Raw genomic sequence first — 23,952 nt, 5'->3', positions numbered from 1 at the left:
ACCAATGCGGCTCGAGTATTTTCAGCTCATCGATCGGATCATCGACCTCAATCTGACCGACCTGACGATCCGCGTCGAAGCCAACGTCCCGACCGAGAGCACGATCTTCGAAGGTCATTTTCCGGGACGGCCGCTGATGCCGGGCGTACTGCTGATCGAATCCATGGCGCAAGCATCGGGCTGGCTGCTGATCGCGCGCAACCGCTTTGACAAGATGCCGTTCCTCGCCGCCGTCAAGGAAGCCAAGCTTCGCACCTTCGTGACGCCCGGCCAAGCGCTCACGGTGTCGGCCAAGATCATGCATGAAGGCTCAGGCTTCGCGATGACCGAAGCCGAGGTCGCGGTCGACGGCAAGACCGTGTGCAACGCGGACATCACCTTCCGCATCGTGGATTTCCCGAAGGGCGAATTCCTGGAGAACATGCACGCTGTCGCCAAGCGCATCGGATTCCAACTGGAGGTTCCGGCGAATGGCTGACAACAGCACGGCGCGCGAGGCCTGGATCACCGGCATCGGTATCGTCTCTTGCCTCGGCGAGGGACCGGATGCGCATTGGCAGGGGCTCAGCTCCGGCAAGCCCGCGGCAGACTCCACCACCTACCCACCCTACATTATTCACAAGATCGGCGCGCTCGACTTCGACAAGCAGATCCCGAAGAAGGGCGACCAACGCCAGATGGAGCCCTGGCAGCGCATCGGCACCTATGCGGCCGGCCTCGCGCTCGACTCCGCCGGCATCAAGGGCAACACCGAGATTCTCTCGCGCACCGACATGATCGTCGCCGCCGGCGGCGGCGAGCGCGACATCAACGCCGACACCGCGATCCTGTCGGGCCTGCCGACTGCCGAGAAGCCGGAGGCCTTCCTCAACGAACGGCTGATGAGCGACCTGCGCCCCACTCTGTTCCTGGCGCAGCTCTCGAACCTGCTCGCCGGCAACATCTCGATCGTGCACGGCGTGATCGGCTCGTCGCGCACCTTCATGGGCGAAGAGTCGGCGGGCGTCGACGCGGTGCGCATCGCGCATTCGCGCATTGTCGCAGGCCAGAGCGACATCGCGCTGGTCGGCGGCAGCCACAATGCCGAGCGCCCGGATCTGCTGATGCTCTACGAGTTCGGCGGCTTTGCCCTGAAAGATCAGTTCGCGCCGGTCTGGAAGCGCGAGGCCCACAAGGGTCTGGCGCTGGCTTCGCTCGGCGCGTTCCTGGTGATCGAATCCCGCGCCCACGCCGATGCACGCGGCGCCAGGCGCATCGCCAAGCTCAGCGCCGTGCTGTCCGACCGGACCCGCCGCCAGCCCGGCGACATCGGCGCGTCGCTTGGCAAGCTGTGGGGCAAGATCAGCGGCAAGCTTACGCCCGGCAAGGCTGCGGTGATTTCGGGAGCATCCGGTGTCGCCGCCGCCACAGCCGAGGAACGTGCTTTCCTCGCGGAGCACAAGGACATTGCCGTCCGCGCCACCGGTACCTATCTCGGACATGCTTTCGAGCCGCAGTTCCCGATGAACGTGGCGCTCGCCGCAATTGCGGTCAGCCGTGGTAGCCTCTATCCGCCGGGCGACGATTCAGGCGTCGAACGCGCGATGGAAGCGCCGCTGACACAGGCGGTGGTGACATCCATCGGTCACTGGCGTGGTGAGGGTCTGGCGCTAGTCGAGGCGCCCTGAGGGGAGAACGGGTATGCCGTCCAACCATGACAGCGCCGGCCGTCCGATCGTGGTCGTCACGGGCATGGGCGTCGTGACCTCGCTCGGCGCGGGCTTGGTCGACAACTGGAAGAGCCTCACCGCCGGCAGGTCCGGCATCAAGAGCATCAGCCGCTTTGCCACCGACGGCTTGAAGACCAAGTTCGCAGGCTGCGTCGACTTCGTGCCGGCCAATCCGCTATCGGCGCCCGAACTGTCCGAACGGATGGCCGACATGGCGGCCGAGGAAGCGGTGGCGCAATCGGGCGTGGGCACGCTCGGCGATTTCCCCGGCCCGCTGTTCATCGCGGTGCCGCCGATCGAGATCGAATGGACGCAGCGCCGTGAGGTCGCGGCCAAGTCGGGCGCCAACGCCAATGTCAGCTATGGCGACCTGATCCGCACCGCGGCGAGCGGCGCCTTCCCGGCGCATCACCAGCGTTTCATGTTCGGCTCGGTCGCCAACAACCTGGCCGACAAGTACGGCACCAAGGGCTCGCCGATCTCGCTGTCGACCGCCTGCGCATCCGGTGCGACCGCGATCCAGCTTGGCGTCGAGGCGATCCGTCGCGGCGAAGCGAGCTCGGCGCTCTGCATCGGCTCCGACGGCTCCATCAATCAGGAATCGCTCATCCGCTTCTCGCTGCTCTCAGCGCTGTCCACCTCGATGGACCCGCCCGAGCAGGCAGCGAAACCCTTCTCGAAGAATCGCGACGGCTTCGTGATGGCCGAAGGCGCCGGCGCGGTGGTGCTGGAGAGCCTCGAGTCGGCGCGCGCCCGCGGCGCGACGATCCTTGGCGTGATGGAAGGCTGCGGCGAGATGGCCGACAGCTTCCACCGCACCCGCTCGAGCCCGGACGGCAAGCCGATCATCGGCTGCATCCGCAACGCGCTCGCAGACGCGGGACTGTCGCCTGACGACATCGACTACATCAACCCGCACGGCACCGGCACGCCCGAAAACGACAAGATGGAAGCGATCGGCGTGATGGCCGTGTTTGGCGAACGCGCCAAGTCGATCCCGATGTCGTCCAACAAATCGATGATCGGCCACACGCTGTCGGCCGCGGGCGCGGTCGAGGCGGTGTTCTCGCTGCTGACCCTGCAGCACCAGATGTTGCCGCCGACCATCAACTATCAAGTGCCCGATCCCAGCATCCCGCTCGACGTCGTGCCGAACCAGGCCCGCGCCGGCAAGGTGCGGCACGTGATCTCGAGCTCGTTCGGCTTCGGCGGGCAGAATGTCTCGCTGGTGATGGGACTGGAGCCCGCGTGACCGAGACCGTCCGCGCGCTCCAGCTTCTTGGAGACCGCAAGCTCGAACTGACCGCGATCCCTGCCCCGCCGCCGCCGGCCGCGGGCGAAGTGCAGATCGCCACCAAAGCGGTCGCGCTCAATCACCTCGATCTCTGGGGCTTCCGCGGCATGGCCTTCGCCAAGCGGAAGATGCCGCAGGTCGTGGGTGTCGAGGCGTCGGGCGAGATCACGGCCGTGGGTGCCGGCGTCAGCGGCTTCAAGGCCGGCGATCCGGTGGTGATGTACGGCGCGCTCACCTGCGGCACCTGCAAGGCCTGCCGCGAGGGCCGCGACAACCTCTGCGAAAACGTCGGCGGCATCATGGGCTTCCATGTCGACGGCTTCGCGCGCGACCGGCTGAACATGCCGGCGCGCCTCGTCATGCCGGTGCCCAAGGGCGTGTCGCTCCGCGACGCGTCCTGCGCGCCGATCGCGTTCTCGACCGTGCAGCACATGCTGTTCGACAACGCCAAGCTCGAGCCCGGCGAAACCATTCTAGTGCAGGCTGGCGGCTCGGGCATCGGTACTGTCGCGATCAAGATGGCCAAGGCCATCGGCTGCACCGTGATCACCACTGTGGGCGACGACGAGAAGGCCGCCAAGGCCAAGGCGCTGGGCGCCGATCACGTCATCAACTATCGCACCGAGCGCTTTGCAACGATCACGCGCAAGCTCACCAACAAAAAGGGCGTCGACGTGGTGTTCGAGCATGTCGGCGGCGAAGGCTTCAACGAGTCGCTGCTCGTGCTCAAGCGCGGCGGCCGCCTCGTCACCTGCGGCTCGACTGCGGGGCCGAGCATCACCTTCAATCTGATGCAGCTCTTCCAGCAGCAGTACAAGATTTTCGGTTCGTTCGGCGCCTCGATGAAGAACATCCGCGAGAGCCTCGACAAGATGGCGGGCGGCATGCTGCCGGTGATCGACACCGAAATCGGGCTCGCCGATCTGGAGCGCGGCATCGCACGGCTGGAAAGCCGCCAGGTGTTCGGCAAGATCGTCGTGACCTTCTAGGCATCGGCGTGGATCTCCGCGCAACCAAGCTCAAGCTTGCGATCCGCTGGCGGCGTTTCAACAACGCGCTGATCGGCTTCCTCGGTGTGCACGTGCTGCGCGCGGCGCACCTCCTTCCGCTCAGTGTGATGTCGAGAGCCTCGGGCGCGCTGTTGCGCACCTTGGGCCCTCTCCTTCGCGAGCACCGCATCGGCCGCGCCCAATTGACCGCAGCCTTCCCGGAAAAGTCGTCCGACGAAATCGAACGCATCTTGCGCGGCGCCTGGGATAATCTCGGCCGTGTCGTCGCCGAATTCGCCCACATCGATCAGCTTTGGGACTACGACCGGCTGCAAGGCGCGGGCCGCATCATGCGCTCCGACGACAGCGAGAAAATCGCAATCCGGCTGCGCGACGACGGCAAGCCTGCGCTGGTGTTTGCCGCCCATGTCGGCAACTGGGAGCTGCCCGCGATCGCTGCGCGGATGTACGGCCTCGACACCACGGTGCTTTATCGCCGGCCCAATGTGAAAGCCGTTGCCGACGAAGTCGTCGAAATGCGCGCGAGCTGCATGGGCACGCTGCTGCCGACCACCATGGACGCGCCGGTGAAGCTTGCCGATGCGCTCAAGCGCGGCTCGCATGTCGCGATGCTGGTCGACCAGTGGTACGGGCCCGGTGTGCCGGTGATGTTCTTTGGCCGAAAGACCCTCGCCAACCAGACCATCGCGCGGCTCGCCCGCCACTTCGAATGCCCGATCCATGGCATCCGCTCGGTGCGCCACCCCGACGGACGACTGCAAGTGCTCGTCACCGAAGCGATCGAGCCCAAGCGCGATGCCGAAGGCCGGATCGATGTCGACGGCACCATGCAGGTCATCACCAGCGTGATCGAGGGCTGGGTGCGCGAGCACCCCGAGCAGTGGTTGTGGCTGCACCGCCGCTGGCGCGAAGTCTGACGCCGCGGATTGACTGATTCGGTCAGGCCCCTACGATCCCGACATGCACGCGCGGTCCAACAGCGCGGCTTATGGGAGGTCGTATGGCTCGGGTCGTCGCCGCATTCGGTACATCGCACAGCACCATGCTGGTCTCTTCACGCGAGAACTGGCAGGGCATGTTCGATCACGTCGATTGCCGCGCGCCCATTTATGACTTCGAAGGCAAGCCGCGCTCGTTCGAAGAGTTGCTGAAGTCCACGCCAGCCAGTGCAGCGGAGAAGATCAGCGCCGCGGCGCAAGCGGAACGCCATCGGCAGACCATGGACGCCATGGACCGCCTGCAGACCGCCATTGCAACGGCGAAGCTCGATGTGCTGGTCATCGTCGGCGACGATCAGCGCGAGATTTTCGGCGACGAGTGCAGGCCTGCGATCGCGGTTTACTACGGCGACAGCATCCGCAATGCACCGGCGCCCGCCGAGCCCACCGACAGCTGGTACCTCCAGGATCAGCGCAAGCGCATGGAGGACAAGCACGAGCGCTTCTACCCCTGCCATGCCGGCCTCGGCACCCACATTGCCGCCGGGCTGAGCGACCGGGGCTTCGACATCACGGCGATGAAATCGCTGAAAGGCGAGCAGTTCGAAGGCCACGCCTATTCGTTCATCCACCGGCGTTTCATGCCGAACGGGCCGATCCCGATCGTGCCGATCATCCTCAACACCTATTATCCGCCCAATCAGCCGAGTCCCACGCGCTGCTTCGATCTCGGCACCGCGATCCGCAAATTGATCGACGGTTTTCCGGATGATCTGCGGGTCGGCATCATGGCGTCCGGCGGGCTCAGCCACTTCCTGGTCAACGAGGCGCTCGATCGCGAGGTGATCGAAGCGTTGCGGCGGAAGGACCATGCCACCTTGAAAGCACTGCCACCGAAGAAACTGCTCAGCGGCTCCTCCGAAATCCGCAACTGGATCGCGGTTGCCGCTGCAGTGCAGGACCTCGAGCTCGATTGGATCTCGTATGTGCCCGGGTATCGCTCGCGCGCGCTGACCGGCGTCGGGCTGTGCTTTGCGCACTGGCATTGAATGGGCTGAATCGGGGAGGCTTCGATGCGGAGGCAGATCGCGGCCGCGGCGCTGGCGGGATTGCTGCTCGGTGCGGGACCTGTGGAGGCGCAGGACTATCCGGCCAAACCCGTTCGGGTGGTCATTCCCTTTGCCGCCGGAGCCGGCACTGATCTGACCGGGCGCCTTGTCGCGCAGGAATTGAACAAACGGCTCGGCCAGCAACTCTACATCGAAAACAAGCCCGGGGCCGCGGCGCTGCTCGGCACCGACCTCGTCGCGAAGGCTGAGCCCGACGGCTACACGCTGCTCTGGTGTGTCACCGACGGTCTCTCGGTGCTGCCTGCGGTCAAAGCCGCTCCCTACGCCATCCCCGACGACTTCGCCTTCATCGGCAGCATCGCGCATCAGCCCTATACGGTCGCTGTCCACCCCAAAGGGCCGTTTGCCTCGATGGCCGAGTTCGTGGCCTACGCCAAGGCCAATCCGGGCAAGTTGAATTACGGCAGCGCCGGCGTCGGCAGCCTGCCTCACCTCGTCATGGCGCTGATCGAGAAAGCGGCCGGCATCAAGATGCAGCACGTGCCGTATGTGGGCCTCGGCCCTATGGCCAACGCGTTGATCGCCGGCACCGTCGATGTCGGGCCGATCACACCGGTGCAGGTCAAGCCACTTGTCGAAAGCAAAGCGCTGCGGGTGCTCGCCGTCACCAGCAAGCAGCGCTCGCGTGTGATGCCGGACGTGCCGACGCTGGAGGAGAGCGGGCTGAAGGTTTCGGCGATCGTGGCCTACGGGTTGTTGGCGCCAGCGCGCACGCCGCCAGCCATCGTCGCGCGGCTCCGCAACGCGCTGGACGAGGTGATGAAGGACAAAGCCTTCACCGACCGATTCAGGGAGCTCGGCTTCGAGCTCGACCCGCTGATCGGCGACGCCTACCGGGATTTTGTCGTCAAAGACCTCGAACAGTGGCGGAGCGTGGCCAAGGCTGCCTCCATCAAGATCGACAATTGAAAGCTACAGCGAGACGGAGGGCTCCGCCTCAATCAGGTCTGATGCCGGCAAACTTGATCACCTTCGCCCATTTATCGATTTCCTGCGCGATCATGTTTTGGAACTCGGCAGGTGAGCCACCGGACGTCGCGTAGCCGAGGTCGGCCAATCGCGTCTTCAATTTTGGATCGGCGAGGCTCGCGTTGATTTCTTTGTTGAGCTTGTCGACGATCTCGGCGGATACATTTTTGGGGACACCAATCCCGTACCAGCCGGCCGCCTCGTAGCCCGGTACGAACTCGGCGATGGCCGGGACGTCCGGCAGCACATCCGAACGCTGCGCGGTCGTCACGCCCAATGCGTGCAGTTTTCCCGACCGGACATGCTCGAGGGAAGCCGATATTCCGTCGAAGTAGAGCTGCACCTGTCCGCCGATCAGATCGGCCACCGCAGGCGCTCCGCCGCGATAGGGCACATGGGTGAACTTGGTGCCGGTCAACATCATGAAAAGTTCGCCGGACACATGGGTCGTATTGCCGATGCCCGCCGACGCCATGTTGATCTTGCCAGGATTGGCTTTGGCATAGGCAATGAATTCAGGGATAGTCTTGGCCGGGAACGACGGGTTGACCTCCATGATGAGCGCACCGCGAACGAGGCTCGCCACCGGCGCAATGTCGCGGGCGAAATTGACGTTCGCCGTACTATAGAACGCGGCACTGAGCGCGTTCGCCGACGTGACAAAGAGCAGCGTGTGGCCATCCGGCACCGCATTGGCGACGGCCTCGAGGCCGATGTTGCCGCCGGCTCCCGGTCGATTCTCGACAACGACGGGCTGGCCGAGTCGATCGGTCAGCGCCTGCGCCACCATGCGGGCGACGGTGTCGTTGGCCCCTCCGGCCGCGACGCCAACGATCAGGCGAACCGGTTTTGTCGGATAATCGAGCGCCAAGGACGATTGCGCGATTGCGCAAGCCAAGACCACCGCGGTGGTGAGGCGCAGAACAATGCTGGACATCGCGGTCATGAGGCGGCGGCTTTCGATTGTTGCATCAGCCTCGAGTACTCGCCAATCGCGGGACGCGACAGCCCGAGGTGATCGCGCAGCGTCGTGCCCGTGTAGGCTTTGCGGTGCAGGCCCCGCCGTTGCAGCTCCGGAACGACCAGATCGACAAAGTCGTCGAACGCACCCGGGAAATAGGCCGGCATGACATTGAACCCGTCCGCCGCGCCTTCCAGGAACCACTTCTCCAGCGTGTCCGCGATGGTCTGGACCGAGCCGCAAAGCACCCAATGTCCGCGCGCCGCGGCGGTGAGGTTGTAGAGGTCGCGGAGCGACAGGTTATCGCGCTTGCCCTTGGCGAGCAGCGCGCGGGCGAACCCGTGTGATGTGTCCGGAGCCGGAAGATCCGGGATCGGCCCGTCGAGAGGGTATTTGGAGATGTCCGTGCCCAACCGCGATGACAGCATCGCCAATCCCTCTTTCGAGTCGACATAGCCTTGCAGTGTGTTGAGCGCGTCGCGCGCCGCGGAGTCGGTCTTGCCGATGATCGGCATGACCCCCGGCAGGATCGTCACGCTGTCCGGATCGCGGCCGAAGCGGCGAACGCGCTCCTTGAGGCCCGCATAAGCGGTGCGTGCCTCCTCGAAATCCTGCACCACCGAGAACACCACATCGGCGGTGCGGGCCGCGAGATTCAAGCCTCGCTCGGAGCCGCCGGCCTGGAGCACCAGAGGCTGGCCCTGCGGACAGCGGCCCATGTTGATCGGACCCTTCACGGAAAAGCGCGGACCCTGATGGTTGAGCGGCTTGACCTCGCTCTCGTCGAAGAACCGGCCGGTCGCACGATCGGCAATGATGGCCTGATCGCTCCAGCAGTCCCACAGGCCGCGCACCACGTTGATGAATTCTTCCGCGATCTCGTAACGCTGCTCATGATCCGGATGCACGCGGCCGAAGTTGCCGCCGGAAGCGGACGCCGCGGTGGTGACGGCGTTCCAGGCCGCCCGGCCGCCGCTGATGTGATCCAGCGACGCGAAAACACGCGCCACGGTGTAGGGGTCGCTGTAGGTCGTCGACATCGTCGCGGCGAGACCAACATGCGTCGTCGTCATCGACAGCGCCGAGAGCATGGTCATCGGCTCCAGGCGGCAGGTGTAGGGCGGATGGTTGCGCAGATTGGCGGCGAGACCGTCGCCCATGAACAGGAAGTCGAACAGCCCCCGCTCGGCGATGGCCGCGACACGCCGGAGCACCTTGATGTCGAGAAAGGTCTGATCCGCGCCGGGATAGCGCCAGCCTGCGGTATGATTGCCGGTTCCGAGCAGAAAGACGCCAAAGTGGATCGACCGGGACATGACTGCACCTTCAGCCAGCACAGAGCATGGTAGCGGTTCCGAATATCGGTGCGGAGGGGCTTCGGAGCCGTGAGGGCTCGCGCAGCACTGATGAGGCATGCATCCGCGTCGGGGCAACGCGCAGCCACGGCGATTGAAGGACGACGCCGGTTGTGGGCTATCATCGCGCGCCCGCAACGAAGCGAAGCCGCGCGATGAACCAGAGCAACAAGACCCGCATTGCCCATCTCGCCGGACCCACGGCGACCATCCAGAACACGCCGCCGCTGATTACCTCCAACAAGGCGCGCGCCAGGCACGGCCTGCCGTTGCTGAAGGACGTCGACGGCGCGCCGCTCAAGCACGACGCGCTGCGCTCGCAGCGGCTTGCCGCGCCGGCCAAGGTCTATGTCGAGCAGTTCTCCGCACATCCGCTGGAGTCTGATGCAGCCGAGCTTTACGGCCCGCCGGATGGCTACATGGGCGCGGATGGTGTGTTTCGCAAAGAACGTCAGAGCCCGAGCGACAAGGCGGTTTACGAGATCGAGCTGAAGCCCGAGGACGGCCTCTATCCCCTGCCCTACATGGCCACGCAGGCCGACGGCTCGGCCTGGGACGACGACTGCACCGTTCCGGGCGGCCAGAAGCATCGCCAGGGCTTCTTCCCGGACGGCTCGCGCAGCTTCGAGGAGATCGACCGCATGGCGATCGGTGCCGAGGGCGCCGCAAGCCTGCTGTCGTCGATCGCCACCATCGACTTCTACCGGGGTGTGCCGCCGGGCGGCTACACCAAGGGCCTGCCGGCGCAGCGGCGCACCGACAAAGGCCAAGGCGACATTCCGCCGGAGGTCCGCGGCACGCACTACTTCGGCTACAAGCCCTATCACCTTGGCGTGGGCCCGCCCCGGCAGTCGCTGGCGAAGGCCACCAACGACATGCAGGCGCTGACCGCAAGCAACGACTACGAAGGCGTGATCTGGACCCAAGGTAGTCCGCAGGTCGAGGAGAGCTCCTACTGGTTCAATCTCCTGATCGACACCGACAAACCGATCTGCTGCAACGCCGCGCAGCGGCCGCAAGGCCAGATCAGCGCCGACGGGCCAGCCAACATCGTGGACTCGGCACGCTATATCCGCTCGCGCGTCTGGGCCGACGAGAACGGCAAGAACCGCTGCGGCGTCGTGGTCATCCAGGAGCAGCAGGTTTTTGCCTCGCGCGAGGTCACCAAGGCCGACGCTCGCCCCGGCGGCTATGTGGCGGCCGGCGGCCATGGCGGCATCGTCGGCAACATCAGCCACACCGGGCGCATCGCGCTCACGTACCTGCCGCTGTTCAAGCACACCTACAAATCCGACCTGAAGATCACCACGCTGCCGAAAAGCGTGAAGGCGGTGAAGAAAGGCGCGAGCGGCCTTGAGCTGGTCGACATCGCCGTGAAGGACGGCGACGGCAAGCTTCTGCCTGACGCCATCCCGGTGGTCACCATCTCGAACGACGGCAGCTACACCGCCATGGGCCCCGGCCACGACACCGCGCCGGAGATCGATCTGATCGCCTCGATCGACCACAAACTCAGTCTCGGACTGCTGACCGGCTTCGTGATCCAAGGGCTCGTGCCCTACGGCCGCTCGCCGTCACACACGCGCAGCAGGCTGCTCACGAAAGCCGTGTTCAGCGGCATTCCGGTGGCGATGACCGGCCGCGGCGCGCCGATGGGCTTTGCCGATCCGACCGACTTCCACATCGCAGCTGCCAACCTCACCGCCAACAAGGCGCGCTTCCTGCTGATGGCCTGCCTGCTCAAGTTCGGCAGCCTGCCGCCGGCAAAAGACCCGGACAATCCGACCAAGGCCGAGCTCGACGCCATCCGCAAGGCGGTCGCGGCGTATCAGGCGGTGTTCGATACGCATTGAATTTGGCTTACCGTTGTCGCGGCGAGACCGCTCCCTCTCCACCTCATCCTGAGGAGGCGCGAAGCGCCGTCTCGAAGGATGGGGTGGCCCCGATACTGCATCATCCAGGCGGCCCCATGGTTCGAGACGCATCGCTTCGCGATGCTCCTCACCATGAGGCCGGGAAGGAATACCGTGCCAAGCGATGACAGCGGGACGAGCAGCTCTACTGCCCCGTCTTGATCTTGGTCCAAAGCCGGTTGGTCAGCCGCGTGGTGCGCTGGTCGCGCGCGGTGACGACGTAGAGGCTCGCAAGCGTCGCCTCGTCCGGATAGACGGTCTTGTCGTCGAGCACCGCCTTGTCCATCAGCTTCTGGCTCGCGAGATTGCCGTTGGCGTAGCCAAGGAAGTTTGAATTCTTCGCCGCCACATCCGCGCGCAGCATGTAATCGATGAAGGCATGGGCCTCGGCGGTATGAGGCGCATCCTTCGGGATCGCGAAATTGTCGAAGAACATCTGCGCGCCACCCTTGGGGATCGCATAGCCGACTTCGGTGCCGCCCTTGGCTTCGGCGGCGCGCTTCTGCGCCTGCTTGACGTCGCCCGACCAGCCGAGCACCAGGCAGATCTCGCCCGAGGCGAGCGCGTTCAGATATTCCGACGAGTGGAATTTGGCGACCGCTGGCCGGACCTTCATCACCAATTCGGCGGCCTTCTCGAGATCGGCCTGCTGCTTGGTGTTGGGATCGAGGCCAAGATAGTGCAGCGCGGCGGGCAACACATCGTCGGCAGAGTCGAGCATGTGCACGCCGCAGCCCTTGAATTTCGCAAGCTGCTCGGGCTTGAACACGATGTCCCAATTCGCCATCGCATCACCAATCGGTCCGGAGATGCCGAGCACCTCCTTCGCCTTCTTGATGTTGTAGCCGATGCCGACCGTGCCCCACATGTAATTGACGGCGTACTGGTTGCCGGGATCGTAGGTGGCGAGCCGCCTGGCGATGTCCGGCCAGACATTGCCGATGTTGGTGAGCTTGCTCTTGTCGAGCTTTTGGAACACGCCGGCCTTGATCTGCCGCTCCAGGAAGTAGCCGGTCGGCACCACCACGTCATACCCGGACTTGCCGGCGAGAAGCTTCGTCTCCAGCGTCTCGTTGGCGTCGAAGGTGTCGTACTTGACCTTGATGCCGGTCTCCTTGGTGAAACTCTCCACCACGGTCGGCTCCACGTAGTCCGACCAGTTGTAGACGTTCACGGTGCGCTCTTGCGCCAACGACGAGGAGGCAAACCCCGCCGCCAGCAGCGACAGGAACGGCACCGCGAAGGCGCGCAGCATCGGCAATCTCCCAAGCATCAATGAGGGTGTCAGCTTTCGGTCGGCAATCCTGCCGCCTTCCAAGCAAGAATCCCGCCGGCGAGATGGCTGTCATACGGCAGGCCACCAGCCTGCGCGGCCTGCGAAGCGGTGACCGAACGGCGGCCGGAGCGGCAGGCAAACACGACCTTTTTGCCCTGCGGATCCGGGATCTGCGACGGGTCGAAGCTCGACAATGGCACGATCGCCGCGCCCGGATAGCGCTCCACCGCCGTCTCGTTCAACTCGCGGACATCGACCAGCAGCATCGTGCCTTCGGCCAAGCCTTTGGCCACATCCTCGGGCGTCAGGTCGTGAACCGGCGGATCCCTCAACTCGGACATCACTCAATCTCCCATTCGGCACAAAGGCTTCAGCGACATGACGGCGATCTTATACGGGCGTGCTCGCCCCATAAACAGCCGTCAAGTTGCGGCCTAGATCGCGACCTGCGTGCCGACCTCGACCACGCGCTCGGTCGGAATCTGAAAATAGTTGGTGGCGTCGTTGGCGCTGCGGGCGAGTCCGATAAACAGGCGGTCCTGCCAGCGCGGCATGCCCGATTTCGCCGCCATCCGGAGCGACCGCCGCGACAGGAAAAACGAGGTGGACATGATGTCGAACTGCCAGCCGAGCTTTCTCGCGATGCCGAGCGCCTTCGGCACGTTCGGCTGCTCCATGAAGCCGAAGCGAAGCTTGACCCGCTGGAAGGTCTCGCCAATCGGCTCGATATGGACCCGATCGGAAGGGTCGATGCGCGGCACCGGCGCGGTCTCGATGGTGAGGATGACGTTCTTCTCGTGCAGCACCTTGTAGTGCTTGAGGCTGTGCATCAGCGCGGTCGGCGCACAGGTCGGATCGCTGGTGAAGAACACCGCCGTGCCCGGCACGCGCGTCGGCGGCTTGCGCTCCAGGCTCGCGACCAGCGGATCGAGCGGCACCTCGCTCTTGCGCGTCTTCTCGAACAGAAGACGGCTGCCGCGCCGCCAGGTGTACATCACGGTCATCACCAGGCCGCCGAGCACGAGCGGCATCCAGCCGCCTTCGGCGACCTTGAGCAGGTTCGCGCCCAGGAACGTCAGGTCGATCAAGAGGAACGGGGCCATCAGCGCGACCGCGGCCCAGAGCGGCCAGCGCCAGTCCTTGAAGATCACCACCATGGCCATCAGCCCGGTCACCACCATGGTGCCGGTGACGGCGATGCCGTAGGCCGATGCCAGCGCGCTCGACGAGCGGAACAGCGCCACCAGCAGCAGCACGCCGACCAGCAGCAGCGCATTGACCCGCGGCATGTAAATCTGGCCGACCTGGGTTTCCGATGTGTGGCGCACCTCGAGACGGGGCAAAAGGCCGAGCTGGATGGCCTGCTGGCTCAGCGAATAGGCGCCGGTGATCACAGCCTGGCTCGCGATGACGGTGGCGGCCGTGGCCAAGCCCACCATCGGCAGCAGCAGCCACTCGGGATAGAGCAGGAAGAACGGGTTCTCGATCGCCTTTGGGTTCGACAGCACCAGCGCGCCCTGTCCCAGATAATTGAGCGCGAGCGATGGCAACACGATCGCTGCCCAGGCGAACTGAATGGGCGGGCGGCCGAAATGGCCGAGGTCCGCATAGAGCGCCTCGGCGCCGGTCACGGCGAGGAACACCGCGCCGAGCGTAAAGAGGCCGATAACGCCGTGGTTTGCGACGAAGCGGATGCCATAGGCCGGGTTGAACGCCGCCAGCACGCCGGGGTCCTGAATCACATGCCACAGCCCGCCCACGGCTATCGCCGCAAACCAGATCATCATGACCGGGCCGAAGAAAGCCGCGACGCTGGCTGTGCCGCGCGACTGCACCGAGAACAGCACGATCAGAATGACGACCGTGGCCGGCACGATGTAGGGATCGAAGTGCGGCATCGCGATCTTGAGACCTTCGACCGCGGACAGCACCGAGAGCGCCGGCGTGATGACGGCATCGCCGTAGAACAGCGCTCCGCTGATGATCCCGAGCAGGATGAGCGCCGCGGTCCTCTTGCCCAGGGCATGCTGCGCCAGCGCCATGAGCGCCAAGGTCCCGCCCTCGCCCTTGTTGTCGGCGCGCAGCAGGATCACGACATATTTGAGCGTGACCGTGACGATCAGCGCCCAAAGGATCAGCGACACCACGCCGAGCACCGATTCGCGTCCGGCAAGGCCTTCTGAGCCAACCGCAGCCACCACGGCCTCGCGCAACGCATAGAGCGGGCTCGTGCCGATATCGCCGTAAACGACCCCGATGCTGCCGACCGTCAGCAGCCAGAAGCTGTTGGGGCTCTTGCCGTCGACATTGTGAGCATCGCCTGCAAGCGGCCCGTCAGCGGAGGTCATGGACAGTCGCCCGACAAACTGGAAAGCATTGCCGCGTCACAACGAGGCGGAATGCACGTTTATACAGGCTTGCTACCCCGTCTGCCCAGCGGGTGGGAACCGACGCGACTTAATCCCGCCGTGCGGCAGAGTTCGCGTGTCGTAGCGAGCCGACGTCACACCTGTCGCAAAAGCAAAAGCCCCGCTCAAGAGCGGGGCTTCGCATTCGCTTATATTCAGACGATTAGTACGGGCCGCCGACGTAACCGCCACCGAAGCGGTAGTTCAGGCCGAACTTGATCGTGTGCGCATTGAGGTCGCCGGACCGAACGAGTCCGCCGAAGTAATTCTCAGAGCCCAGGCCGAGATACAGATATTCAACCTTGGCAGACCAGTTCGGCAGGAAGGAATGCTCGATGCCCGCGCCGACCGCGTAGCCAAAGTGGTCCTGGGTGTCGGAAATGCCCACTGCGATGCCCGGTGCCGCAACCGATGCCGACAGCTCATTGCGCATCCAGGCGCCGCCGCCCGTCGCGTAGAGCATCGTGCGATCCCACGCGTAACCAACGCGTGCACGGAACGTAGCCATTGCCTTGGCTTCGGACGACAGGGTTGCAACCGCTCCACCGGAGATCACCGAGATGGAGTCGCCGTAGTTGGTCCAGCCGCCGTCAGCCTCGAGGCCGAACACCCACGGGGAGCCGAGCGCCTGCCAGTTGTAGCCGATGGTGCCACCGGCCATTCCGCCATCGAAGCCATCGGTGTCGCCGGTGCCGAACGCATAGCCGCCGTACACGCCGAGATAGAACCCGGTCCAATTGAACTGCGGCGCCACGACCGGCGCCTTGTAGACCGGACGCTGCGGTAGATCGGCCGCGCCTGCCGGCAACGCTGCCATACCGAGAAACGCCGCAGCAGCCGCCAGCTTGTACGTGAACTTCATTGTGCCCTCTCCTGGGTGCCTAAGTTGTAATCTGTCTACGGCAACTAGGATTTAGGGGCTACGTCAGAATACATGCCCGGAGAAATACCGCGGCGGGTGTGCTTTTCGCACAACATTTACAGCAAGATCATGGGGTTAAGTCAGGTCCCGCGCACTTACCCCGATACCTAGACTGTGACCTGAGTTCCCACTTCAACCACGCGCCCGGTCGGAATTTGAAAGAAGTCAGTGGCGTCTGATGCGCTTTTAGCCAGCCCGATGAACAGCCGGTCCTGCCAGGTCGGCATGCCGGAATGGGCCGACGGCTTGAGCGCGCGGCGCGACAGGAAGAACGAGGTCGACATGATGTCGAATTGCCAGCCTTGCTTCCTGGCGATGGCCAGCGCCTTGGGCACGTTCGGCGTCTCCATGTAGCCGAATTTCAGCGCGACTCGGCTGAAGTTCTTCGCCACCGGCGTGATCGTCACCCGCTCCTCCTCAGCCGCTCGCGGCGTATCCGCGGTGACGATGGTGAGGATCACGTTGTGCTCGTGCAGCACCTTGTTGTGCTTGAGATTGTGCAGGAGCGCCGTCGGCGCGAAATCCGGGTCGCTGGTGAGGAACACCGCGGTGCCCGGCACGATGTGCGGCGGCTTTCTTTCCAGCGACGACAGCAGCGCGTCGAGCGGCACTTCGGTCTTACGGGTTTTCTGCTGAAGGATGCGCGTGCCGCGGCGCCAGGTCAGAATCGTCATCACCATGCCGATGCCGAACAGCAGCGGCACCCAGGCGCCTTCCAGAAGCTTCAAGAGATTGGCTGAGAAGAACGTCGCGTCGACGATGACCAGCGGCACCATCAGCAATGCCGCCTGCCAGGCCGGCCAATGCCACAACCGCCAGATCACCAGAAAACCGAGCACGCCGTCGACCACCATGGTGGTGGCGACCGCGATGCCATAGGCCGAAGCCAGCGCATCGGAGGTGCGGAACAGCCCAACCAGAAGCAGCACGCCGGCCAGCAGCGCGGTGTTCACGCGCGGCAGATAAATCTGGCCGGAATATTCCGCCGACGTGTGCACGATGGCGAGTCGCGGCAACAGGCCGAGCTGGATCGCCTGCCGCACCAGCGAATAGGCGCCGGTGATGACGGCCTGGCTCGCGATGACGGTCGCGGCCGTTGCGAGCACCACGAACGGCAGCAGCAGCGAATCCGGCACCAGCCGGTAGAACGGATTTTCGATGGCCTCGGGATGCGCCAGCAAGAGCGCGCCCTGGCCGAAATAGTTGATCAACAGCGCCGGCAGCACGAAACCGAGCCAGGCGACCTGGATGGGCTTGCGCCCGAAGTGGCCGAGATCTGCGTACAACGCCTCGCCGCCGGTGACGGCCAGGAACACGGCGCCAAGCGTGATCAGCCCGATATGGCCGTGCATCGACAGAAAGCTGATGGCGTAGAGCGGGTTGATCGCGGCAAAGACGTGAGGGTCGTCGAGGATATGCGTGGCGCCGGCGACGGCGATACAGACGAACCAGATCGCCATGATCGGCCCGAAGAATGCCGCGACCCGCGCGGTGCCGCGCCGTTGCACCGCGAACAAGGCGATCAGGATCACGACGGTGACCGGCTGCACATAGTGCTGGAAGGCTGGCGTCGCGAGCGACAGGCCTTCGACAGCGGAGAGCACCGAAATCGCCGGCGTAATCACCGAGTCGCCGAGGAACATTGCCGCGCCGACAATGCCAAGCAGCATCACCACCATGGTGCGATGCCCGAAGCCGCGGGTGGCGAGCGCTGTCAACGACAAGGTGCCGCCCTCGCCGTTGTTATCGGAGCGCAACAGCACCAGGACGTATTTGACCGTGACGACGACCACCAGCGCCCACAAGATCATCGACAGAACGCCGAGCACCGTCTCGCGAGTCACAGGGCCGGAGGCGGCGGCATGGCCGACCGCGACGCGAAACGCATAGAGCGGGCTCGTGCCGATATCGCCATAGACGACGCCGACGCTGCCGAGCGTGAGCGCCCAGAAGCTGCCGGCTGAATGGGCGGCCGGCTCCTGCGCAGGGCGGCTGGCTTCGGCGGCGAGATCCGTCATGGAACCGGGAGAGGCACGGGTTGCATCGCAACGTCAATTGAGGCGGCGGTTTATACACCCCCCATAAGAAAACAACACCGGGGCCGACTGGTTGCTGCAGATAAAATTAATTCAACCAAATCAAGGATTAAGGGAGGTTGGCAAGGGCGGAGCCTCTTGCATCAGGGTAATCGTCACCCGTCGATTGGCGGCAACGAACGGATCGTCCGGGAATAACGGCTGGGTGTCGGCGCGGCCGGCGACCATGTAGAAGTTCGCGGTCGGCACCCCCTCCTCCTCCAGAATCTTGCGAATCGCGTTGGCGCGGTCGGCCGACAACTCCCACGGCCCGTAGCCCGGGCGGCCCGGCAAGCGCGTTGCCGCGGTGTGGCCGGCGATCGACAACCGATAGGGCAACGCCTTCAGGCCGACCGCGAGCCGCTGCACCACACGCCGCGTGCGCTCGAACGGCTCCTTGGAACCCTCGGGGAACATCGAGGCGCCGTTCTGATCGACGATCTCGATGTTGAGACCCTGCTTGGTCTCCTCGATCATGATGTGCTTGGAGACCTCGGCGACCTCCGGCAAGTCCTGCATGGCCTGACGCAACGACGCCGAGGCGAGCGCGAAGTTGCCTTCGTTATCGAGCCTTGCGCCGAACTTTTTGTTGCGGCTCTTCTCATCCGGGCTTGGCGTCGCCGACGAGTCCTCGGGCTTGATGTTGTCGACGTTTTTCAACCTGGCGCGAGTCGGAAGGCCGTCGAGCTCGACGATGCCCGTATAGCGAATCGCACTCTGCGTGCCGAAGGCCTCGCGCATCGAACCCGCGACGATCTGCAGCTTCTTCTGGTCGGTGTTGGAGAACGCGACCAGCATGACGAAGAACGCCACGAGCAGGCCCATCAGATCGGCGAAGGTCACGAACCAGCCGTGACCGCCGCCGCCGTGTCCGCCACCGCCCTTTTTCTTTCTGGCCATGACTTACGCCACGCAACTCCGACCGAGTGCCCGGATCAGGCCGCCGCCGCAGCCGCCTCGGCTTCCTCTTCTTCGCCAAGATGACGGTGCTTCTCCGGGAGGTAGGCCAGGAGCATCTCACGGACCAGCGTGGGGCTCTTGTTGTCGCGGATCATCAGCACACCGTCGATGATCAGCGAGCGGTTCATCTGCTCATCGTGCAGCTTGAGCTGCAGCTTGTCGGCGATCGGCAGACAGAACAGGTTGGCGAGCGCAGCGCCGTAGAATGTTGCGAGCAGCGCCACCGCCATATACGGACCGAGCTTCGACGGATCGGTCATGTTGGCGAACATCTGCACCATGCCGATCAGTGTGCCGACCATGCCGAAGGCCGGGGCGCAATCGCCGATCGCGCGGTAGATTTTCTGACCCTCATCGAGATGAGCGCAGAAGTTGTCCATGTCGCGCTCGAGATTGTCGCGGATGAAGGTGGCGTCGTAGCCGTCCGCGATATAGCGCATCCCCTTGGCCAGGAAGGTGTCCTCGATCTCGACCTTTTCCAGGCCGATCGGCCCTTGCTTACGGGCCACGTCGGCGAGGTTGGCGATCTCGTCGACCAGCTCGTGGGCGGTCCAACGGCGCATCGTGAACGCGAACTTCATGCCGTACGGAATGCCGTGGAACAGCGAGTTCAGCGGGAAACGGATCAAAGTCGCCGCGGTCGAGCCGCCGAAGATGACGATGAAGGCGTGCAGGTCGACGAACATGCCGAGTTCGCCGCCCATCAGAATCAGCGTGACGAGAACGGTGGCGCCGAATCCAAGCCCGAGGCCGGTGGACAGATCCATGAAGCACTCCAAATGCGCGGGCAGAAAGCGGCGGCACCGCGCGGTGCGACCTTACGCCGGGCGCTCTTAAAGACCTGTAAAGGCTAATAGACCGTCACCACTGCGCCGCACCGCCAAGGCAGCCTTGCCAGCCATCAGGCTTCCCGGACGCGGGGGCATGCGCTATTCCACGGGTTAACGGAGATTTACCGCCCGGCGGCGTCAAGAACCGGGCCAACGGACGTCCCGGATCAAGGGACAGGAGGAAGACCAATGCGCGATATCGGCCACTTCATCGGCGGCAAAGAGGTTAAGGGCGGATCGGGCCGGACCGGCGACGTGTTCAACCCGAACACCGGCGAGGTCCAGGCCAAGGTCGCATTCGCAAGCAAATCCGAGGTTCAGCAGGCCATCGCCAATGCCGCCGCCGCCCAGCCGGGCTGGGCCGCCACCAATCCGCAGCGGCGGGCGCGGGTGATGTTCAAGTTTCTGGAGCTGGTCCAGGCCGAGTATGACGACCTAGCCCGCCTGCTCTCTTCCGAGCACGGCAAGACCTTCGTCGACGCCAAGGGCGACATCCAGCGCGGCCTCGAGGTGGTGGAATTCGCCTGCGGCATTCCCAACCTGATGAAGGGCGAGTTCTCCGACAACGCCGGACCGGGCATCGATCTCTATTCGATGCGCCAGCCGCTCGGCGTCGTCGCCGGCATCACGCCGTTCAACTTTCCGGCCATGATCCCGCTCTGGAAGTGTGCGCCGGCGATCGCCTGCGGCAACGCATTCATCCTCAAGCCGTCGGAGCGCGATCCGTCCGTGCCGATGCGGATTGCCGAGCTGTTTCTCAAGGCAGGTCTTCCGCCGGGCATCCTCAATGTCGTCAACGGCGACAAGGAGGCGGTCGACGCGCTGCTCACCGATCCGCACATCCAGGCGATCGGCTTCGTCGGTTCGTCGTCAATCGCTGAATACATCTATGCCACCGGTTGCGCTCATGGAAAGCGCGTGCAGTGCTTCGGCGGCGCCAAGAACCACATGATCGTGATGCCGGACGCCGACATGGATCAGGCGGTCGACGCGCTGATCGGCGCAGGCTACGGCTCGGCCGGCGAACGCTGCATGGCCGTCTCGGTCGCGGTTCCGGTCGGACAGAAGACCGCCGACGCGCTCCTGAAGAAGCTCGTGCCGCGCGTCGAGAGCCTCAAGGTCGGGCCATCGACCGATCCCAATGCCGACTATGGCCCGCTCGTCACCAAGGCGCACCTCAACAAGGTGAAGGAGTACGTCGACATCGGCGTCAAGGAAGGCGCCAAGCTTCTGGTCGACGGCCGGAACTTCAAGCTCCAGGGTTACGAGAACGGCAACTTCATGGGCGGCTGCCTGTTCGACGACGTGAAGCCGAACATGCGCATCTACAAGGAAGAGATCTTCGGCCCGGTGCTCTCCGTGGTGCGCGCCCACGACTATGAGGAGGCGGTCCGGCTGCCGTCCGAAAGCGAATACGGCAACGGCGTCGCGATCTTCACCCGCGACGGCGACACCGCGCGTGACTTTGCGAGCCGCGTGCAGGTCGGCATGGTCGGCGTCAACTTCGCCATTCCGGTGCCGCTGTCGTACTACACCTTCGGTGGCTGGAAGCGCTCGGGCTTCGGCGACCTCAATCAGCACGGGCCGGACTCGATCCGCTTCTACACCAAGACCAAGACGGTGACGGCACGCTGGCCTTCGGGCACCAAGGAAGGCGCCGAGTTCGTCATCCCAACGATGAAGTAAGAAAAACGCATGCAGCACCTCCGCTTCGCATTCCGTGCATCGATCCTGCTGGCGGCGCTGTCGCTCGCCGCCTGCAACACCGATGGTCTCGGTGCTGGCGGGAATTCCGGAACAAGCTCGAACTCGTTCTCCCAGCCTTCGGCCCCGCCCGTGCCGATCGCGGGACGCTGGCTGTTCAGTTCGCCCGGCCGCGGCCAGTGTAACATGACGTTCGGCGCGGCCAACGCCTCTGCTGCCGAGGGCACGATCGCGCCGGAAGGCGGCTGCCCCGGCAAGTTCTACATGAGCCGGAAATGGACCTACGACCAGAACGGCCTCACCATGCGCGATCACAACGGACAGACCCTTGCGCTGCTCGCGGGCGAAGGCGGCCGGTTCGACGGCAAGGCCGCCTCCGGCGAGTCGGTGGCGCTGTCGCACTGATCGGTGCGAGCGCCAATCCATTCCTAAAATCTATTTTGCCGGCCGCCACAGCCGTGGTCTGCTGACGGCTCGCCACGGGGAACGACCATGCCTGAATACCAGCTTTATTGTTTCGCCCAATCCGGCAACGCCTATCGCGCCGCGCTGATGCTCAACCTGATCGGCGCTGACTGGAAGCCGGTCTATGTCGACTTCTTCAAGGGCGGCGAGACGCGCACGCCGAAGTACCGCAGCGAAGTCAACGAAATGGGCGAAGTGCCGGTGCTTTGCCACGGCGACAGGAAGCTCACCCAGTCCGGCGTGATCCTGACTTATCTCTCCGACCTCACCGGCAAGTTCAAGCCGAACACCGAAGACGAGCGCCTCGAAGCGCTGCGCTGGATCATCTTCGACAACCAGAAGCTCAACGGCTTCCTCGGTCCCTACCGCTTTCTGAAGAACTTTGCGCGGCCGGCGGGCGATCCCGCCGTGATGGCGTTTCTGAAGGCCCGCATCGACGGCAACCTCGCGATCCTCGACAAGCGGCTCGCTGGGCGAAGCTTCGTCCTGGGCGAGCGTCCGACCATCGCCGACCTGTCGCTCTGCGCCTATCTCTACTATCCGGCCGACGAATTCGGCTTCGACATTTCCGGCACGCACAAGAACATCGGCGCCTGGCTTGAGCGCATCAAGGCGTTGCCCGGCTGGAAGCATCCCTACGAGCTCATGCCGGGCTATCCGCCGCAGCTCGCATAGGGGCTCACCGCGCCGTCATGCCGCCGTCGATGACGAACTCGGCGCCGGTGACGAAGCGCGCTTCGTCGGAGAGCAGATAAACGCACATGTCCGCGACCTCCGCGGGCGTGCCGAGGCGGCCGAGCGGGATGTCACGGGTGATGCGGGCGCGCGCCGCATCGGGATAATTCGTGCTCTCCAGCATGGCGTCGACCATCGGCCCTTCCAGGAACGCCGGGTGGACCGAATTGCAGCGCACCTGCGGATTGAGCCGCGCGCCATGCAGCGCCACCGACTTGGTGAGCAGCCGCACGCCGCCTTTGGAAGCGTTGTAGGCCGCGAAGTTGTGTCCGCCGATCAGGCCCGCGATCGATGAGAGATTGACGATCGCGCCGCCCTGCACCTTCAACAGCGACAGGCCGTGCTTGCAGCCGAGAAAGGTGCCGTCGAGATTGACCGACATGATCTTGCGCCACGTCGCGAAGTCGGTCTCCTCGATGTTGCCCAATGCGGCGATGCCCGCCGCGTTGACGAGGCCGTCGAGCCGTCCGTAGGCGCGGCCGAGATTGGCGATCAGCTGCAGCCAGTCCATCTCGGATGCGACGTCGAGCGCGTGAGCTGCGCCTTGCCCGGCCAGATCGCTGGTGACCGCAACACCGCCGGCGGCCTTGACGGCTTCCGCGACCGCGTTGCCGATCGCACCGGACGCACCGGTGATCAGGACGATCTTGTCCTTGAGCCGCGCCATCCGCCCGCCTCAGCCGTGCTTGTGATCGTGCGAATGGCCGTGATGATGGTCGTGATCGTGATGCTGACAGTGTTCGTCGTGGACATGACCGTGGTCATGATGCCCATGGCCGTGCGCGTGGTCATGATGGTGGTGATCGTGACCATGATCGTGGTCGTGGTGATGCCCGCCGGCAGCAGCCTCGTAGGCGCCGCCCTCCGGCTCGAACGGCGCTTCGATCGCCATCGCCTTGGCGCCGAGGGCCGCGAGCAGCTCTTCGATGGCCGGATCGCGCTTCAGCCTGAGCTTGCGCTCGAAGATCTGAACCGGCACGTGCCGGTCGCCGAGATGCCAGGCCAGCCGCGCCAGCGAAGGCAGATCGGCGGCACGCACCTCGACCAGCGGCTCGGGCTCGGCCACCACTTCGACCAGACCGCCGTTGTCGAGCACCAGCGCGTCATCGGTGCGAAGCCGCACCGGCTCGGCGAAATCGAGTTCGACGCAGGTGCCTTTGGCGCCGAACAGAAAGCCCTTTTGCGCCTGGCGCTGGGCGTGCGGCAGGATCAGCGTGTCGAGGACAGGCGCGTCCTTGCGCTCGGCTGCGGTGACGACGCGGGTGGCGCGGGGCATGAGAGGTCCTGTTTGGATAAGC

At 64.6% G+C, this 23,952-nt stretch carries 22 protein-coding genes; 11 read left to right on the top strand and 11 right to left on the bottom strand.

All coding sequences use genetic code 11. The features are described from left to right. Window positions 1–4: 4 nt before the first annotated feature. From RHPLAN_RS17295 to RHPLAN_RS17265, 7 genes are all read left to right on the top strand, one after another. A complete protein-coding gene (locus RHPLAN_RS17295; protein ID WP_068020218.1) occupies window positions 5–478 on the top strand; it encodes a 3-hydroxyacyl-ACP dehydratase FabZ family protein in 474 nt (157 codons plus the stop codon). Continuing rightward, the gene (locus tag RHPLAN_RS17290) at window positions 471–1,667 is read left to right on the top strand and encodes a beta-ketoacyl-ACP synthase (RefSeq protein ID WP_068020217.1); all 1,197 of its coding nucleotides are present in this window, start codon (window positions 471–473) and stop codon (window positions 1,665–1,667) included. Before RHPLAN_RS17295 ends, RHPLAN_RS17290 begins: the two co-directional genes overlap by 8 nt. Window positions 1,668–1,680: 13 nt before the next feature. Then, on the top strand, window positions 1,681–2,961 hold the full coding sequence (locus RHPLAN_RS17285; RefSeq protein ID WP_068020215.1) for a beta-ketoacyl-ACP synthase: 1,281 nt from the start codon (window positions 1,681–1,683) through the stop codon (window positions 2,959–2,961). Beyond that, entirely contained in the window at window positions 2,958–3,992 is a 1,035-nt protein-coding gene (locus RHPLAN_RS17280; RefSeq protein ID WP_068020213.1) for a zinc-binding dehydrogenase, read from the top strand. Before RHPLAN_RS17285 ends, RHPLAN_RS17280 begins: the two co-directional genes overlap by 4 nt. Window positions 3,993–4,000: 8 nt before the next feature. Beyond that, window positions 4,001–4,930, top strand: a complete 930-nt coding sequence (locus tag RHPLAN_RS17275) for a lipid A biosynthesis lauroyl acyltransferase (protein ID WP_237180169.1) — start codon at window positions 4,001–4,003, stop codon at window positions 4,928–4,930. Window positions 4,931–5,013: 83 nt separating this feature from the next. After that, entirely contained in the window at window positions 5,014–6,000 is a 987-nt protein-coding gene (locus RHPLAN_RS17270) for a DODA-type extradiol aromatic ring-opening family dioxygenase (protein ID WP_068020206.1), read from the top strand. A gap of 24 nt (window positions 6,001–6,024) precedes the next feature. Then, window positions 6,025–6,990 (top strand): Bug family tripartite tricarboxylate transporter substrate binding protein, encoded by a 966-nt coding sequence (locus RHPLAN_RS17265; RefSeq protein ID WP_068020205.1) that lies wholly within the window; start codon window positions 6,025–6,027, stop codon window positions 6,988–6,990. A 28-nt stretch (window positions 6,991–7,018) separates the two neighbouring features. On the opposite strand, the gene RHPLAN_RS17260 is transcribed toward RHPLAN_RS17265, so the two are convergent. Both RHPLAN_RS17260 and RHPLAN_RS17255 read right to left on the bottom strand, forming a co-directional pair. Then, window positions 7,019–7,996 carry a Bug family tripartite tricarboxylate transporter substrate binding protein gene (locus RHPLAN_RS17260; RefSeq protein WP_237180168.1) on the bottom strand — a complete coding sequence of 326 codons (978 nt, stop codon included), beginning with the start codon at window positions 7,994–7,996 and terminating at the stop codon, window positions 7,019–7,021. Further along, complete coding sequence (locus tag RHPLAN_RS17255) at window positions 7,993–9,327, bottom strand: LLM class flavin-dependent oxidoreductase (protein WP_068020204.1); 1,335 nt, start codon at window positions 9,325–9,327, stop codon at window positions 7,993–7,995. Before RHPLAN_RS17255 ends, RHPLAN_RS17260 begins: the two co-directional genes overlap by 4 nt. 194 nt (window positions 9,328–9,521) lie before the next feature. Between RHPLAN_RS17255 and RHPLAN_RS17250 the strand changes: the two genes are divergently transcribed. Next, window positions 9,522–11,219: an asparaginase domain-containing protein gene (locus RHPLAN_RS17250; RefSeq protein WP_084246553.1), complete on the top strand. Its 1,698-nt coding sequence runs from the start codon at window positions 9,522–9,524 to the stop codon at window positions 11,217–11,219. Window positions 11,220–11,424: 205 nt separating this feature from the next. Here RHPLAN_RS17250 and RHPLAN_RS17245 read toward each other — a convergent pair whose 3' ends face one another. The 7 genes from RHPLAN_RS17245 to RHPLAN_RS17215 all read right to left on the bottom strand — a co-directional run bounded on the left by RHPLAN_RS17245 (window position 11,425) and on the right by RHPLAN_RS17215 (window position 19,687). Further along, entirely contained in the window at window positions 11,425–12,534 is a 1,110-nt protein-coding gene (locus RHPLAN_RS17245) for a polyamine ABC transporter substrate-binding protein (protein WP_068020203.1), read from the bottom strand. Window positions 12,535–12,563: 29 nt separating this feature from the next. Continuing rightward, entirely contained in the window at window positions 12,564–12,896 is a 333-nt protein-coding gene (locus RHPLAN_RS17240) for a rhodanese-like domain-containing protein (protein WP_068020201.1), read from the bottom strand. 93 nt (window positions 12,897–12,989) lie between these two features. Next, window positions 12,990–14,903 (bottom strand): potassium transporter Kup, encoded by a 1,914-nt coding sequence (locus tag RHPLAN_RS17235; RefSeq protein WP_068020199.1) that lies wholly within the window; start codon window positions 14,901–14,903, stop codon window positions 12,990–12,992. 223 nt (window positions 14,904–15,126) lie between these two features. Next, the gene (locus tag RHPLAN_RS17230) at window positions 15,127–15,825 is read right to left on the bottom strand and encodes an outer membrane protein (protein WP_068020197.1); all 699 of its coding nucleotides are present in this window, start codon (window positions 15,823–15,825) and stop codon (window positions 15,127–15,129) included. A gap of 167 nt (window positions 15,826–15,992) precedes the next feature. Then, the gene (locus tag RHPLAN_RS17225) at window positions 15,993–17,903 is read right to left on the bottom strand and encodes a potassium transporter Kup (RefSeq protein WP_068020196.1); all 1,911 of its coding nucleotides are present in this window, start codon (window positions 17,901–17,903) and stop codon (window positions 15,993–15,995) included. Window positions 17,904–18,023: 120 nt separating this feature from the next. Then, window positions 18,024–18,860, bottom strand: a complete 837-nt coding sequence (locus RHPLAN_RS17220) for an OmpA/MotB family protein (RefSeq protein WP_068020193.1) — start codon at window positions 18,858–18,860, stop codon at window positions 18,024–18,026. A gap of 35 nt (window positions 18,861–18,895) precedes the next feature. After that, window positions 18,896–19,687: a motility protein A gene (locus RHPLAN_RS17215; protein ID WP_068020191.1), complete on the bottom strand. Its 792-nt coding sequence runs from the start codon at window positions 19,685–19,687 to the stop codon at window positions 18,896–18,898. Window positions 19,688–19,939: 252 nt separating this feature from the next. Here RHPLAN_RS17215 and RHPLAN_RS17210 point away from each other — a divergent pair, with 252 nt between their 5' ends. The 3 genes from RHPLAN_RS17210 (at window position 19,940) to RHPLAN_RS17200 (ending at window position 22,594) form a co-directional block, all read left to right on the top strand. Then, window positions 19,940–21,436: a CoA-acylating methylmalonate-semialdehyde dehydrogenase gene (locus tag RHPLAN_RS17210; RefSeq protein WP_068020190.1), complete on the top strand. Its 1,497-nt coding sequence runs from the start codon at window positions 19,940–19,942 to the stop codon at window positions 21,434–21,436. A 9-nt stretch (window positions 21,437–21,445) separates the two neighbouring features. After that, the gene (locus RHPLAN_RS17205; RefSeq protein WP_068020188.1) at window positions 21,446–21,859 is read left to right on the top strand and encodes an AprI/Inh family metalloprotease inhibitor; all 414 of its coding nucleotides are present in this window, start codon (window positions 21,446–21,448) and stop codon (window positions 21,857–21,859) included. A gap of 87 nt (window positions 21,860–21,946) precedes the next feature. Further along, window positions 21,947–22,594 (top strand): glutathione S-transferase family protein, encoded by a 648-nt coding sequence (locus tag RHPLAN_RS17200; RefSeq protein ID WP_068020186.1) that lies wholly within the window; start codon window positions 21,947–21,949, stop codon window positions 22,592–22,594. Between the two features lie 4 nt (window positions 22,595–22,598). Here the strand turns inward: RHPLAN_RS17200 and RHPLAN_RS17195 are convergent, their stop codons facing one another. Both RHPLAN_RS17195 and RHPLAN_RS17190 read right to left on the bottom strand, forming a co-directional pair. Next, the gene (locus tag RHPLAN_RS17195; RefSeq protein WP_068020184.1) at window positions 22,599–23,321 is read right to left on the bottom strand and encodes an SDR family oxidoreductase; all 723 of its coding nucleotides are present in this window, start codon (window positions 23,319–23,321) and stop codon (window positions 22,599–22,601) included. Window positions 23,322–23,330: 9 nt separating this feature from the next. After that, on the bottom strand, window positions 23,331–23,930 hold the full coding sequence (locus RHPLAN_RS17190) for an urease accessory protein UreE (protein WP_068020182.1): 600 nt from the start codon (window positions 23,928–23,930) through the stop codon (window positions 23,331–23,333). Window positions 23,931–23,952: the final 22 nt, after the last annotated feature.

This window comes from Rhodoplanes sp. Z2-YC6860 (assembly GCF_001579845.1).
Lineage (GTDB): Bacteria > Pseudomonadota > Alphaproteobacteria > Rhizobiales > Xanthobacteraceae > Z2-YC6860.
Note: the sequence above shows the minus strand (reverse complement) of the source record. Positions and strands in the feature narration are given on the sequence as shown.